Genomic DNA, 14,419 nt, shown 5'->3' with positions numbered 1-14,419 from the left:
ATGCAGGACGCCGCCGTCTGATGGAAAAATTCTCGGCGCAGCAACGGCCGCAGGGCTTGACCGATCACGTCAGCTTGTTGCCCTCTTGGGTGTGTGCAAGGAAAACCCTAGGGCCGGGCCTGAGGTGTCTTGAAGTGGACGCATCTGCGCGCCGAACTGTCATATCTGTCGTGATCTACTGGTATCCATTGATTGACTGCTTGTTGTGATATTGATAAACATCAACACCCGAAACGCAGGTTGCCCATAAGGCCTGTGTCCATCCATGAAATCCGGGCCTGTTGCGCAGTACCCGGGTCAACCGTTTTCCTGGTCACGATGAAGCCCCGTATCCGAAGTGTGAGCCTGTGCAAATACGCCAAGGTGGCGAATGAGCTCGGCATCGACCCGCTGCGCATGTTCCGCCAGGTGGGGCTGGACCACAGCTGCCTGAATTCTCCCGACCTCATGGTTCCCGAAGCTGCGTTTGCGCAGTTGCTTGAGGTTTCGTCCGCCCAGGCAGGGCATGCCTCGCTGGGCCTGCTCATGGGCTCGCATTGGCGTCTGTCCGACTTCGGGCCGATCAGCCTGCTGCTGCAGCACCAGGCCAGCCTCTCCAGCATGCTCAAGACCTTCAAGGACTATGACCACATGATCAGCACCACCGTGGGCACGGAGGTGGTGACCCAGGGGCGCTATTCCATCATCCAGCTGAACCTGGATACCGAGCGCGAGAACCCGGGGCGCCACCCGGTCGAGCTGGGCATCACGGCGCTGATGAGTCTGTGCCGATATCAGCTGGGCAGGGGCTGGAGCCCGGCCAGCATCCACTTCTCGCACAGCTCGCCAGGCAGCACCATGAGCCATCGCCGCGTGCTGGGCAGCGAGATCGTGTTCGGCTCTGACTTCGATGGCATCGTGGTGAGCAACGAGGATCTGGAGGCCATCGATGCCGATCATGACAGCCTCATGGAGAGCCACGCCCGCAGCCTGATGGAGAGCCATGCGCCGCGGCCCACGACCAGATCGCTGGAGCAGCAGGTGCGCAGCACCTTGCAGTCGTTGCTGCCACATGGGCGCCACAGCATTGCCCATGTGGCCGGCGCGCTTGGCTATACGGCCCGTTCGCTGCAGCGGCACCTCGAAACCCAGAACACCAGCTTTCAGGAAACGCTGGACGCCGTGCGCAGCCAGGCCGCGCTGCGTGCGCTGCAAAATCCGCAGCTGTCGGTGAGTGAAGCGGCCGCTCAGGCAGGCTTTGCCGAGAACAGCTCGTTCACGCGCTGGTTCAGCAAGCATTTTCAGCAAAGCCCCAGCAGCTGGCGACAGCAGAATCTGAACCGCAGCCTGTCCTGAGGCCTCTGTCCGAATGAAAACGCCAGCCTGGTCGCTGGCGTTTTGCGTTGCGGCTCAGGGCTGGGGCATCGCGGCCAGCCGGGTTGCCTCGGGCTGGGCCTTGGCCAGCAGAAAATCGATGCAGGTGCGCACGGCCTTGGTCTGATGCCGGTTGGGCAGGTAGAGCAGATACATATGGGTGCCGAAAATGCTGAGCCGGTACTCGTCCAGCGTGCTCAGCACCTCGCCCGTGGCCAGCTTGTCCTGCACCACATAGTCGGGCACCAGGCCTACCCCCAGGCCGGCCAGGATGCCGTCGCGCAGAAACGGGAAATGCTCGGAGATCATGGTGGGCTCCAGCATCACTTCGTGGCGCTCGGTGCCCAGATAGGCGGCCAGGCGCAATTGCCGCCCCGTGACTCCGGCGGTGATCAGCGGGCTGGCGCGCAGGGCATGCAGGGTTTTGGGCAGGCCGTGGGTCTGCGCATATTCGCGTGAGGCGCAGGCCAGGTAGCGCACCGTGCCCAGGCTGCGCGCCACCAGGGACAGGGGCGGCTCCTGGATCACGCGCACGATGATGTCCACATCGTCGCGCAGATTGTCGGCCCGGTTTTCGAACAGCACGTCGAGCACGATGCCCGGGTACAGGCGCTTGAACTCGATCAGCCATTCGCTCATCACGATCTGGCCGTAGCCGCTGGGCACGCTGATGCCCACGCGGCCCTGCAGGCTCTGGCCCAGCGCCGTGATGGCCTCGCGTGCGGCCAGCATTTCGTTGTGGATGTTGCGCCCGTGCTCGTACAGGCGCATGCCGATCTCTGTGGGCTCCACGCGGCGCGTGGTGCGCTTGACCAGTTGCACGCCCGCTGCCTTTTCCAGCTGGGTCAGGTGATAGCTCACATTGGCGCGCGTCATCTTGAGCTTGCGCGCAGCCTGGCTGAGGTTGCCGCTATCAATGATTTCGACCAGCAGGGTCAGCGATTGCGAGTCCATGGCGTGTTTGTCCAATTTCCTTTGACAGTCTGTCAATGATTCATGGGATTGTTAGAAAACATTGTCGTCGTAAAAATAAAGCCCATTCCATAAAGAGATTCAGGAGACTCGCATGACCGCCCAAGCCAGCACCTCTGTCGTCGAACTCAGGCAAGACGGTGACGTCCTGCTCGTCAGCGTCAACAATCCGCCCGTCAATGCGCTGGGCGCTGCCGTGCGCCAGGGTCTGATGGCGGCCATGGAACAGGCCGATGCCAGTGCCGCAGTCAAGGCCGTGGTCATCGTGGGTCAGGGCAAGGCTTTCATCGCCGGTGCCGATATCCGCGAATTCGGCAAGCCTCCGGTCCAGCCTTTCCTGCCCGATGTCTGCAACCGTATCGAGGCCTGCAGCAAGCCCGTGGTGGCCGTGATTCATGGCGCGGCACTGGGTGGCGGTCTGGAGATCGCCATGTCGGCGCATTACCGCCTGGCGCTGCCTGGCGCAAAGCTGGGCCTGCCTGAAGTCTCCCTGGGCCTGGTGCCCGGCGCCGGCGGCACGCAGCGTGCTCCGCGCCTGATGGGCGTCAAGGCCGCGACCGAGCTGATGCTCAGCGGCCAGCAGATCGGCGCCAAAGCCGGACTAGCCGCCGGTCTGGTGGACAAGCTGGAAGAGGGCTCGGACCCCGTAGCCGCGGGCCTGGCCTATGCGCGTGAACTGCTGGCGCAGGGCGCGCCCCTGCGTCCCGTCAGCGCCACGCCAGGACGCCTGGCCGACAAGGCTCCCGCCCAGGCGGAACTCGATGCGCTGCGTGCGGACACGACCAAGAAGTCGCGCGGCCTGTTCTCGCCGCTGAAGATCATCGATTGCGTGCAGGCCGCGCTGGATCTGCCTTTTGCCGAAGGCCTGAAGTTCGAGCGTGCCCAGTTTCTGGCCTGCATCGACAGCCCGCAGCGCGCCGGCCTGATCCACGCCTTCTTTGCCGAGCGCGAGACAGCCAAGATTCCCGAAGCCCGTGCCGCCCAGCCGCGCGCCTTCAACAAGATCGCCATCATCGGCGGCGGCACCATGGGCGCGGGCATCACCGTCTCGGCGCTGGATGCCGGCCTCGTCGTGACCATGATCGAGCGCGATGCCGAATCCATCGCACGCGGCCAGGCCAACGTGGAGAAGGTCTACAACGGCCTGATCGCCAAGGGCCGCATGAGCGAGGAGGCCAAGGCCGCTATTCTTGCGCGCTATACGCCTTCGACCCGCTATGACGACATTGCCGATGTGGATCTGGTGATCGAGGCGGTCTTCGAAGACCTGGAGGTCAAGAAGGCGGTGTTCAAGGAGCTGGACCGCGTCTGCAAGAGCGGCGCCGTGCTGGCCACCAACACATCGTATCTGGACATCGATGCGATTGCCGCCGTCACCAGCCGCCCGCAGGATGTGATCGGTCTGCACTTCTTCAGCCCGGCCAACATCATGAAGCTGCTGGAGATCGTCGTGCCAGCCAAGGTGGCGCCCGATGTGGTGACCACGGCCTTCGAGCTGGCCAAGAAGATGAAGAAGGTGCCGGTGCGCGCCGGCGTCTGCGACGGCTTTATCGGCAACCGCATTCTGGCCACCTACAAGCAGGCCGCCGACTACCTGATGGAAGACGGTGCCAGTCCCTACGAGATCGACGAAGCCGTGCGCGGCTTTGGCTTTGCCATGGGGCCCTTCCAGGTCACCGACCTGGCCGGTGGCGATATCGGCTGGGCCACACGCAAGCGCCGTGCTGCCACGCGCGACCCCAAGGCCCGTTATGTGGAGATTGCCGACCGCATCTGTGAAAACGGCTGGTTCGGCCAGAAGACGGGACGCGGCTTCTACCTCTATCCGCAAGGCGCGCGCATCGGTCAGCCCGACCCCGAAGTGCTGGCGATTGTGGATGCCGAGCGCGCCAAGAAGGGCGTGACAGCGCGCTCGTTCACGGCCGAGGAAATCATGCGCCGCTACATGGCCGCCATGGTCAACGAAGGCGCCAAGGTGGTGGGCGAGGGCATTGCGCTGCGCCCGCTGGATGTGGACGTGACCTTTATCTCCGGCTACGGCTTTCCGCGCCACCGCGGCGGCCCCATGAAATGGGCCGATATGCAGGGCCTTCCCAAGGTGCTGGCCGATATCGAAGCCTTTGCCAAGGAAGACGCGCTGTTCTGGAAGCCTGCGCCGCTGCTGCAGAAGCTGGTGGCCGAGGGGCGCAACTTCGAAAGCCTGAACAAGTAACACCCCTGAGCCGCTGCGCGGCTTCCCCTCTCTCTTCGGGAGGGGACGACGCCATCGCCTGGGCGGCCCCGCCGCGAGGCGGCTCTTGCTCGGCGTCTCGCGCTTGGAGTGCGCCAGTTTTTATCGCCCGGTTAATTTAAAAAAGTAGCTGCTAGCGCTTTATTTGTATGGGTTTCAGTATGAAAAGAATCTGAAATCAATGAATGGCAAGCGATAAAAGCTATCAAAAATAGTTTTCAACATTCACAGAGACAAGCACCATGCGTGAAGCCGTTATCGTTTCCACCGCCCGCACACCGCTGACCAAGTCGCATCGTGGCGAGTTCAACATCACTCCTGCCGCCCAGCTGGCTGCTTTCTCCGTCAAGGCGGCGGTGGAGCGCTCGGGTGTCGATCCCGAAATGATCGAGGACCTGATTCTGGGCTGCGGCAACCCCGACGGTTTCCAGGGGCGCAATCTGGGTCGCCAGACCGTGTTGCGCGCCGGGCTGCCGCTGTCGATCGCCGGCACCACCATCACGCGTTTTTGCGCCTCGGGTCTGCAATCCATCGCCATCGCGGCGGGGCGCGTCGTGGCCGAAGGCGTGGACGTGATGCTGGCCGGCGGTATCGAAACCATCTCCGGCATCCGCGCCGGCAACAATCTGCCCACCGACATGGACCCCTGGCTGGTGGAGCACAAGCCCGAACTCTACATGGCCATGATCGACACCGCCGATGTGGTGGCCAAGCGCTACGGCATCACGCGGGAAGACCAGGATGCGTTCTCGCTGCAAAGCCAGCAGCGCACGGCTGCGGCCCAGGCCGCCGATCTGTTCAAGGACGAGATCATTGTCTGCTCCACACGCATGATGGAGAAGAACAAGGAAACCGGCGAAGTCACCTACCGCGACGTGGTGGCCACGCAGGACAACTGCAACCGCGCCAGCACCACGCTGGAGGGGCTGGCCAAGCTGGAGCCTGTGAAGGGTCCAGGCAACTTCATCACGGCTGGCAATGCCTCGCAGCTGTCCGACGGCTCCAGCGCCTGCGTGGTGATGGAAGCCAGGCTGGCAGAGCGTCTGGGCCTCAAGCCCCTGGGCGCTTTCCGCGGCTTTGCCGTGGCCGGCTGCGAGCCTGACGAGATGGGCATAGGCCCCGTGTTTGCCGTGCCCAAGCTGCTCAAGCGCCACGGCCTCACGGTGGATGACATCGACCTGTGGGAGCTGAACGAAGCCTTTGCCTCGCAGGCCCTGTATTGCCAGCGTCAGCTGGGCATTCCCAACGAGCGCCTCAATGTCAACGGCGGCGCGATTGCCATCGGCCACCCCTTCGGCATGACGGGTGCACGCCTGACTGGCCACATCCTGCTCGAAGGTCAGCGCCGCAAGGCCCGCAACCCCAAGGTCAAGTACGGCGTGGTGACCATGTGCATCGCCGGCGGCATGGGCGCTGCTGGCCTGTTCGAGATCTTTTGATCCCCCTGAGCCGCTGCGCGTCTTCCCCCAAGGGGGGACGGCTGCATTGCTGCGGGGCGGCCCTTGCTTGCAGCCTCTGGCGCAAGAGCATGCCAGTTTGAAGATTAAAGGCGCCAGAAGCAGCGTCATGGATTACCAGGAAATAGCAATGGATTTGCAATTCACCCCCCAGGAAGAGGCGTTTCGCGCCGAGGTGCAGAGTTTTCTCAAGGAAAAGCTGCCCAAGCATATTTCGGCCAAGGTCAAGGCCGGCCAGCGCCTGAGCAAGGCTGATCAGGATGAATGGCATGCCATTCTCAATGAGCGCGGCTGGTATGCGAATCACTGGCCCCAGGAGCATGGCGGCCCGGGCTGGGGGGCGGTCGAGAAGTTCATCTTCGACACCGAATGCGCCCTGGCCGGTGGCCCGCGCATCGTGCCTTTTGGCGTGAACATGCTGGGGCCGGTGCTGATCAAGTACGGCAACGAGCAGCAAAAGAAGTACTGGCTGCCGCGCATTCTGAGCGGGCAGGACTGGTGGTGTCAGGGCTATTCCGAGCCCGGCGCGGGCTCCGATCTGGCCTCGGTGAAGACCACGGCCGTGCGCGATGGAGACTTCTACATCGTCAACGGCCAGAAGACCTGGACCACCCAGGGCCAGCACGCCAATATGATCTTCTGCCTGGTGCGCACCAACCGCGAGGCCAAGGCCCAGGCCGGCATCAGCTTTTTGCTGGTGGACATGAACAGTCCCGGCGTGGAGCTGCGCCCCATCCGCACGCTGGACGGCGACAAGGAAGTCAACGAAGTCTTCTTCACCGATGTGAAGGTGCCTGTCGAGAATCTGGTGGGCGAGGAAAACCGGGGCTGGACCTATGCCAAGTATCTGCTGACCTACGAGCGCACCGGCATTGCTGGCGTGGGCTTTTGTATCTCGGCTCTGGCCAAGCTCAAGGTCATCGCCGCCAAGGTGCACAAGAACGGTCAGCCGCTGAGCCAGGACCCGCTGTTCGCGGCCCGCATGGCGCGCGTCGAGATCGACCTGGAGAACATGAAGACCACCAATCTGCGCGTGATTGCCGCCGTGGCCGGTGGCGGCGTGCCCGGTGCCGAAAGCTCCATGCTGAAGATTCGCGGCACCGAGATCCGCCAGGAGATCCTGTCGCTGATCCGCCGCGCCATGGGCGTGTATGCCGTGCCCTATATCGACGAGGCCCAGTACGAAGGCCATGACCAGGCGCCCGTGGGCGGCATCGACGAAGCCGCCACGGCCTCGGCCAACTACTTCAACTACCGCAAGCTGTCGATCTTCGGTGGCTCCAACGAAATCCAGAAAAACATCATCTCCAAGATGATTCTGGGCTTGTGAAATCCCCCCTGAGTCGCTGCGCGCCTTCCCCCCGGGGGGACGACACCCTTGCTGCGGGGCGGCCCTTGCTGGGCGTCCCTGGCGAACCGGGCGGTGGCATGCGACACCGATTCGTTCGATTGGGTAGAAAGAATTTGTCATGAACTTCACACACACCGAAGACCGCCGCATGCTGGCGGACAGCCTGAACCGCTTTGTGGCCGAGCAGTACGGTATCGAACAGCGCAACCATTTGGCCTATGGTGCAGAAGGTCACAGCCCCGCGCTGTATGCGCAATTTGCCGAGCTGGGCGCGATCGGCGCGCTGTTCCCCGAAGAGGAGGGCGGCTTTGGCGGATCGGGCTTTGACATCAGCGTGGTGTTCGAGTCGCTGGGCCGTGGCCTGGTGGCCGAGCCCTTGCTGGGGGCGCTGGTCGTGGGCCAGGCCCTGATTGCGGCCGGCACCGAAGCGCAGAAGCGCCAACTGGAGGACATCATCGCCGGCGGCGTGATCGCTGCCCTGGCGCACGACGAACCGGGCAGTCACTACGAGCTCAACAAGGTCACGGCCACGGCGGCCAGGACCGCCACGGGCTGGGTGCTCAACGGCGCCAAGAGCGTGGTGGCCTTTGGCGAAAAGGCCGGTCTGCTGCTGGTGTCGGCGCGCACTGCAGGCGGCATGTTCGATACTGCCGGCATCAGCCTGTTCCTGGTCGACGGCAACGCCGCCGGCATCGTCAAGCGTGGCTACAGCCGTATGGAAGGCGGCCGTGCCGCCGAGCTGACTTTCGAAAACGTGCAGCTGGCAGAGGATGCGCTGCTGGGTGCCGAGGGCCGGGGCCATGCCGTGCTAGAGCATGTGCAGGGCTTTGCCTTGCTGGCGCTGGCTGCCGAGGCCCTGGGCGCCATGGATGTGGCCAAGCAGAACACGCTGGAGTATCTGCAGACGCGCAAGCAGTTCGGCGTCGTCATCGGCAGCTTCCAGGCGCTGCAGCACCGCATGGCCGATCTGTTGCTGGAGGTGGAGCAGGTGCGCTCCACCGTCATCAATGCGGCCGATGCCATCGACAACGCCCAGGGCACGGAGCGCGAGAAGATGCTGTCAGCCGCCAAGTACACCGTGGGCTCCGTGGGGACCCTGGTGGCCGAGGAAAGCATACAGATGCATGGCGGCATCGGCATGACCTGGGAGCTGCCGCTGTCGCATTACGCCAAGCGACTGGTCATGATCGACCACCAGTTTGGTGACGAGGACCATCACCTGGCGCGTTTCATGGCCTTGGGCTGAAATGAGCTACCCCCTGAGTCGCTTCGCGCCTTCCCCCTCTCTCTACGCGCTGCGCGCTAGGGGAGGGGGACGACAGCCTCGCTGCGGGGCGGCGCGGCCGGCGTAGGCCCTTGCTGGCTGTCCCTGGCGGAGGGGGGCGGCTACAGGCGGTAAGTGCTGCCTAAAACTGGAGAACGAAGATGAGTGAAGTCCTGCTGACCCGCCGCGAAGGTGCCGTACTGGTGCTGAGCAACAACAACCCGGCTGCGCGCAATGCGTTGTCGCCCGCGTTCTACGCGGCCGTCACGACCGCGCTGGCGGATGCTGCGGCTGACGCCAGTGTGGGCGCGGTCGTGCTCACGGGCGAGGGCGGCCATTTCTGCGCCGGTGGCGATCTGCGCCAACTGGCCAGGCGCCGCGAACTGCCCGTGGAGCAGCGCCGAGAAAAGCTCGAAGGCCTGCACGATCTGATTCGTGCCGTGCGCGACTGCCCCAAACCCGTCATCGCCGCCGTCGAAGGCGCGGCAGCGGGCGCGGGCCTGTCGCTGGCCCTGGCCTGCGATATGCTGGTGGCCGCCCGCGACAGCCTGTTCTCAGTGGCCTATGTGAAAGTGGGTCTGACGCCCGACGGTGGCGCCACGGCCTTTCTGGCCGAGTTCGTCTCGCGGCAGGTCTTGACCGAGCTGTGCCTGACCGGCGAGCGCATCAGCGGCGAACGCATGTACGCTCTGGGCCCCGTCAACCGCCTGGCCGAGCCCGGCCAGGCTCTGGTCGATGCCGTCGCGCTGGCCGCCCAGATCGCTACCGGCCCGGACCAGGCCACGGCCTTGATCAAGGACCTGTGCCGGCAGGCGCCGCGCAATACGCTGGAGCAGCAGCTGGAGCTGGAAGCGCAGCACATGGTGCGCTCGCAGGGGAGCGAGGAGTCCCGTGAAGGCATTGCAGCCTTTCTTGAAAAGCGCAGCGCCGATTTCACCAAACTGCGTGCTTGAGCGCTCGACGAAACCAAGATTTTCCAAGGAGAAAAGGCAGATGGCCGACAGCAATACCGAACAGAACCAGGACATCGACTTCCCGCTGGAGGGGGTGCGAGTACTTGATCTGTCCCGCGTCTTCGCCGGGCCGCTGTGCGGCATGGTTCTGGCCGACTTCGGCGCCGAGGTGGTCAAGGTCGAGCACCCGGGCCGCGGCGACGATACGCGTGACTGGGGCATTCGCATCGGCAAGACCGAGACCACTTACTACAACAGCATGAACCGCAACAAGCGGTCCATCACGCTGGATCTGCAAACGCCCGAGGGCGTGAAGATCCTCCATGAACTGCTGCCTCAGTTCGACGTGCTCATCCACAACTTCAAGACCGGCGGCGCCGAGAAGCTGGGTCTGGGCTACGAGCAGCTCAAGGCCATCAAGCCGGACCTGATCTACTGCGCCGTGGCTGGCTACGACAGCAGCGGCCCCGAGGCCAAGCGCCCCGGCTACGATCTGGTGATTCAGGGCGAGGCGGGCCTGATGGCGCTCAACGGCGAGGCAGGCATGCCGCCGCTCAAATTCGGCGTGGCCGTGGTGGATCTGGTCACCGGCATGTATGCAGCCCAGGCAGTGCTGGCCGCCTTGTTCCGCCGCGAGCGCACGGGCAAGGGCAGGCTCATAGAGATGGCCCTGTACGACAGCGGCATCACGGTCACAGGCTACTACGGCCTGGATGCCCTGCAACTGGGGCACGACCCCGAGCGCTACGGCAATGCCCACCCCTCCATCGTGCCCTACGGCATGTACGAGGCCGCCGACGGTCCGCTGATCATTGCCGTGGGCAACAACAGTCAGTTCGACAAGTTCTGCCGTCAAGTCATCATGCGCCCTGACATCGTCGAGGACCAGCGCTTCTCCACCAACGTCAACCGGGCCAGGAACCGGCTGGAGCTGCTGCCCATGCTCAAGACGCTGATTGGCAGCTTCCCGCGCGACCAGTTGCTGGAGCGCCTGACGGCTGCAGGCATTCCCTGCGGCCGTGTTGCCGGCCTGCACGAGGCCCTGACCAGCGAGCGCACGCGCCGCAGCGGCCTGCTGCGCGACATGCCCCATCCCGTGGTCGGCACCACGCCCGTGTTCGCGCCGCCCTACCGCCTGGACGGACAGCGTCTGCCCATCCGCCATGCACCGCCCACGCTGGGTGAGGGCACGCGAGAAGTGCTGCAGCGCCTGCTGACGCTCGATGATGCGCAATTGCAGGACCTGCAAGCCAAGGGCGTTCTCACGCTGCCCCAGGAGCCTTCATGAAGCACCCCCTGAGCCGCTGTGCGGCTTCCCCTCTCTCGCTTCGCGGGAGGGGACGACACCCTCGCTGCGGGGGCGGCCCTTGCTCGGTGTCCCTGTTGGGCCGTGTCAGGCTCACAGGCCGCGGACATCTTCTAGAGCCATAAATAACTCAAAAGCAAGATTAAAGGCCGCGCAAGACGGCAGATAAAGACAGCGACTTCATAGGAGACAAACCATGAGCATCCAAGTCACACGCCGCGATCTTCTGCAAGGGCTGGCCGCCATCGGCGGCGGCAGCCTGCTGGCCACGGGCGCCGGCAGCGCCCTTGCGCAGGCAGGCAAGCCGGCCTGGCCCGCAAAGCCAATTCGCGTGGTCGTGCCCTTCAACGCGGGCGGCGCCACCGACATCATCGCGCGCACCATCGGCGAGGTCCTGGCCAAGCGCCTGGGCCAGCCCGTGGTCATCGACAACCGCGGCGGCGCGGCCGGCATCCTCGGCACCGAGGCCGTGGCCAAGGCCGCGCCCGACGGCCACACGCTGATGGTCTCGCTCAGCACCTCCATGCTGATCAACCAGTTCCTCTACACCAAGCTGCCCTACAACCCGCAAAAAGACATCGCGCTGATCAGCCAGATCGCCGCGGCGCCCGTAACGCTGGTCGTCCATCCTTCGGTGCCGGCCAACAATATGAAGGAGCTGCTGGCCTATGTGAAAGCACACAAGGGCAAGCTGTCCTATGGCTCCTGGGGCGTGGGCTCGTACGCCCATCTGGCCGGTGCCTATATGAGCAAGACCATGGATGCCGACATGAACCATGCGGCCTACAAGGGCGAGGCACCCATGATCCAGGAGCTGATCGGCGGCCAGCTGCAGCTGTGCTTTTCCAGCGCGCTCAACACCAAACCTTTCATCGATTCTGGCCGCCTCAAGGCCATCGGCGTGACCGGCAAGGAACGCATGGAAATCCTGCCCAAGCTGCCGACCATCTTCGAGCAGGGCGTGACCGACGACGCCTATTCGATCTACGGCTGGGTGGCCATGGGCGCGCCTGCCGGCACGTCCAAGGAAGTCGTGGACCAGCTCTATGGCCACCTGCGCGAGATCATCAAGGACCCCAAGGTGCTGGAGCGCATCACGGGCGCCGGCTTCATACCCATGATGAACAGTCCCCAGGCTTTCCGCGACAACTACCAGCGCGATATGCCGGTCTGGAAAGCACTGGTCGAGCAGGCTGGCGCCAAGCTTGATTGAACCCCCTGAGTCGCTTCGCCTGGGCGGCCCCGCGCCTTCCCCCTTGAAGGGGGCATACGGGCGGCCGGCGACACCCTCGCTGCGGGGCGGCGCGGCCGGCGTAGGCCCTTGCTCGCTGTCCCTGGCTTTGGGCTGCGCCGGGTTCATGGGCTGCGGGTGGCGCGCAGCGCCATGGATCACTGAGTGACTGATTTTTACGGCCTGCGGCAGTGGGCCACCACCGACGACTGCTGAGACAGCTTTGACAGGAGACTTCATGCACAAGCGCAATCCCGCACTTAAGGCCTGCACCAGCCGGCGCAGCGTTCTGGCACTGGCTGCCGCGCCGCTGCTGGCTGGCATGGCCGGCGGCGCCCTGGCCGAGGCCGACTGGCCAGCCAAGATGCTGCGCCTGGTCGTGCCTTTCCCGGCCGGTGGCCCTACCGATACGGCATCGCGCATCGTGGGCCAGAAGCTGGGCGAGCGCCTCAAGCAGACCGTGGTGGTGGAAAACCGCCCCGGCGCCTCGGGCTCCATCGCGGCCGTGCAGGTCGCCAAGAGTCCGGCCGACGGCTACACGCTGATGATGCTGGCCACGCCCACGCTGCTGGCCCCCCATCTGTACAAGAAGGCCGGCTACGACACCGTCAAGGATTTCGCGCCCGTGGCCACGGTCTATGACCTGCCCATCGTCATCGTGGTCAATCCCACGCTTTTGCCCGATGTCACAGACCTCAAGAGTCTGATTGCCCACGCCAAGGCCCGGAAATCAGCGCTCAACTACACCAGCTCGGGCGCCGGAAGCTTCGGCCACCTGAGCATGGAGCTGCTCAAGCAGATGGCCGGCTTCGACATGCAGCATGTGCCCTACAAGGGCGGCGTGCCCGCCATCACCGACACCATCGGCGGCCAGGTGCCCATCATGTATGCAGACCTCGTGGCTGCGCTGCCTCATATTCAGGCCGGCAAGCTGCGTGCCATCGCCGTGGGCTCGCCCCAGCGCGTGAGCATGCTGCCCGACACCAGGACCATTGCCGAGCAGGGCATCAAGGGCTATGACGCCGTTTCCTGGGGTGGTCTGCTCGCGCCGAAGGACACGCCCAAGGCCGTGGTTGACCGCATCGCCTCCGAAGTCCAGCAGATACTGGCCGACAAGGACATCCAGAGCAAGCTGCTCCACGCGGGCGCCATCGCCACCTTCCAGAATCCCGCCCAGCTGGGCCAGCGCATCCAGCAGGACTACACGCGCTGGGGCCAGCTGATCCGCGACAAGGGCATTGCAGTGGAGTGACAACTACATGAAGACACGCATCACCGAACTCTTTGGCATGGAGCACCCCATCATCCAGGGTGGCATGCACCATGTGGGCCTGGCCGAGCTGGCCGCTGCCGTCTCCAATGCCGGAGGACTGGGCATCATCACGGGCCTGACACAGCGCACGCCCGAGTTGCTGGCGCGCGAGATCGCGCGCTGCCGCGAGATGACGGACAAGCCCTTTGGCGTCAACCTGACCTTTCTGCCTTCGGTCAACCCGCCTGACTATCCGGGCTATGTCAAGGCCATCATCGAAGGCGGCGTCAAGGTGGTCGAGACGGCCGGCAACAACCCGCAGAAATGGCTGCCCGCGCTCAAGGAAGCTGGCATCAAGGTCATCCACAAGTGCACCTCGGTGCGCCATGCGCTCAAGGCCGAGGCCATCGGCTGCGATGCCATCAGCGTGGACGGCTTCGAATGCGGCGGCCATCCGGGCGAGGACGACATCCCCAACTTCATCCTGCTGCCGCGCGCTGCCGAAGAACTGAAGATTCCCTTTGTCGCCTCGGGCGGCATGGCCGACGGTCGCTCCCTGGTGGCCGCGCTGGCGTTGGGCGCCGAAGGCATCAACATGGGCACGCGCTTCATCGCCACGAAAGAGGCACCCGTACACGACAAGGTCAAGCAGGCCATCGTTGCAGCCAGCGAGCTGGACACCCGCCTGGTCATGCGCCCGCTGCGCAACACCGAGCGCGTGCTGACCAACTCCGCCACCGAACGCCTGCTGCAAAAAGAGCGCGAGCTGGGCGCGGCCATCACCTTTGCCGACATTGCGCCCGAAGTGGCTGGCGTCTATCCGCGCATCATGCACGACGGCGACATGGACGCGGGCGTCTGGTCCTGCGGCATGGTGGCCGGCCTGATCCACGATGTGCCCACGGTCCGGCAACTGATCGACGGCATCATGGGCGAGGCCCATGCACTGATCAACGAGCGGCTAGCGGGCCTGGCCCGCTAAGCCTTTCACTTTTCAAAACCAGGAAAGAGCTTTCTCATGAAAATCCTTGTACCCGTCAAGCGTGTCGT

At 64.4% G+C, this 14,419-nt stretch carries 11 protein-coding genes; 10 read left to right on the top strand and 1 reads right to left on the bottom strand.

Annotated elements, in window-relative coordinates; all coding sequences use genetic code 11:
- Nucleotides 1-318: 318 nt before the first annotated feature.
- On the top strand, nt 319-1,335 hold the full coding sequence (locus CSE6_RS12015) for an AraC family transcriptional regulator (protein ID WP_034392133.1): 1,017 nt from the start codon (nt 319-321) through the stop codon (nt 1,333-1,335).
- A 54-nt stretch (nt 1,336-1,389) separates the two neighbouring features.
- Here CSE6_RS12015 and CSE6_RS12010 read toward each other — a convergent pair whose 3' ends face one another.
- On the bottom strand, nt 1,390-2,307 hold the full coding sequence (locus tag CSE6_RS12010; RefSeq protein ID WP_034356056.1) for a LysR family transcriptional regulator: 918 nt from the start codon (nt 2,305-2,307) through the stop codon (nt 1,390-1,392).
- A 112-nt stretch (nt 2,308-2,419) separates the two neighbouring features.
- Here CSE6_RS12010 and CSE6_RS12005 point away from each other — a divergent pair, with 112 nt between their 5' ends.
- From CSE6_RS12005 to CSE6_RS11965, 9 genes are all read left to right on the top strand, one after another.
- Nucleotides 2,420-4,537 (top strand): 3-hydroxyacyl-CoA dehydrogenase NAD-binding domain-containing protein, encoded by a 2,118-nt coding sequence (locus CSE6_RS12005; RefSeq protein ID WP_059440634.1) that lies wholly within the window; start codon nt 2,420-2,422, stop codon nt 4,535-4,537.
- A 260-nt stretch (nt 4,538-4,797) separates the two neighbouring features.
- A complete protein-coding gene (locus CSE6_RS12000; protein ID WP_059440633.1) occupies nt 4,798-5,994 on the top strand; it encodes an acetyl-CoA C-acyltransferase in 1,197 nt (398 codons plus the stop codon).
- 148 nt (nt 5,995-6,142) lie between these two features.
- Entirely contained in the window at nt 6,143-7,342 is a 1,200-nt protein-coding gene (locus CSE6_RS11995; RefSeq protein ID WP_034356048.1) for an acyl-CoA dehydrogenase family protein, read from the top strand.
- 139 nt (nt 7,343-7,481) lie between these two features.
- Nucleotides 7,482-8,609 (top strand): acyl-CoA dehydrogenase family protein, encoded by a 1,128-nt coding sequence (locus tag CSE6_RS11990; RefSeq protein ID WP_059440632.1) that lies wholly within the window; start codon nt 7,482-7,484, stop codon nt 8,607-8,609.
- A 179-nt stretch (nt 8,610-8,788) separates the two neighbouring features.
- Nucleotides 8,789-9,580: an oxepin-CoA hydrolase, alternative type gene (locus CSE6_RS11985; protein WP_034405015.1), complete on the top strand. Its 792-nt coding sequence runs from the start codon at nt 8,789-8,791 to the stop codon at nt 9,578-9,580.
- A 40-nt stretch (nt 9,581-9,620) separates the two neighbouring features.
- Entirely contained in the window at nt 9,621-10,868 is a 1,248-nt protein-coding gene (locus CSE6_RS11980; protein WP_059440631.1) for a CaiB/BaiF CoA-transferase family protein, read from the top strand.
- Between the two features lie 214 nt (nt 10,869-11,082).
- Entirely contained in the window at nt 11,083-12,099 is a 1,017-nt protein-coding gene (locus CSE6_RS11975; protein WP_034356035.1) for a tripartite tricarboxylate transporter substrate binding protein, read from the top strand.
- Between the two features lie 256 nt (nt 12,100-12,355).
- Nucleotides 12,356-13,369, top strand: coding sequence for a tripartite tricarboxylate transporter substrate binding protein (locus CSE6_RS11970; RefSeq protein ID WP_059440630.1), 1,014 nt, complete (start codon nt 12,356-12,358; stop codon nt 13,367-13,369).
- A 7-nt stretch (nt 13,370-13,376) separates the two neighbouring features.
- The gene (locus CSE6_RS11965; RefSeq protein ID WP_059440629.1) at nt 13,377-14,351 is read left to right on the top strand and encodes a nitronate monooxygenase family protein; all 975 of its coding nucleotides are present in this window, start codon (nt 13,377-13,379) and stop codon (nt 14,349-14,351) included.
- Nucleotides 14,352-14,419 lie beyond the last annotated feature (68 nt).

This window comes from Comamonas sp. E6 (assembly GCF_001010305.1).
Classification (GTDB): domain Bacteria; phylum Pseudomonadota; class Gammaproteobacteria; order Burkholderiales; family Burkholderiaceae_C; genus Comamonas; species Comamonas thiooxydans.
Note: the sequence above shows the minus strand (reverse complement) of the source record. Positions and strands in the feature narration are given on the sequence as shown.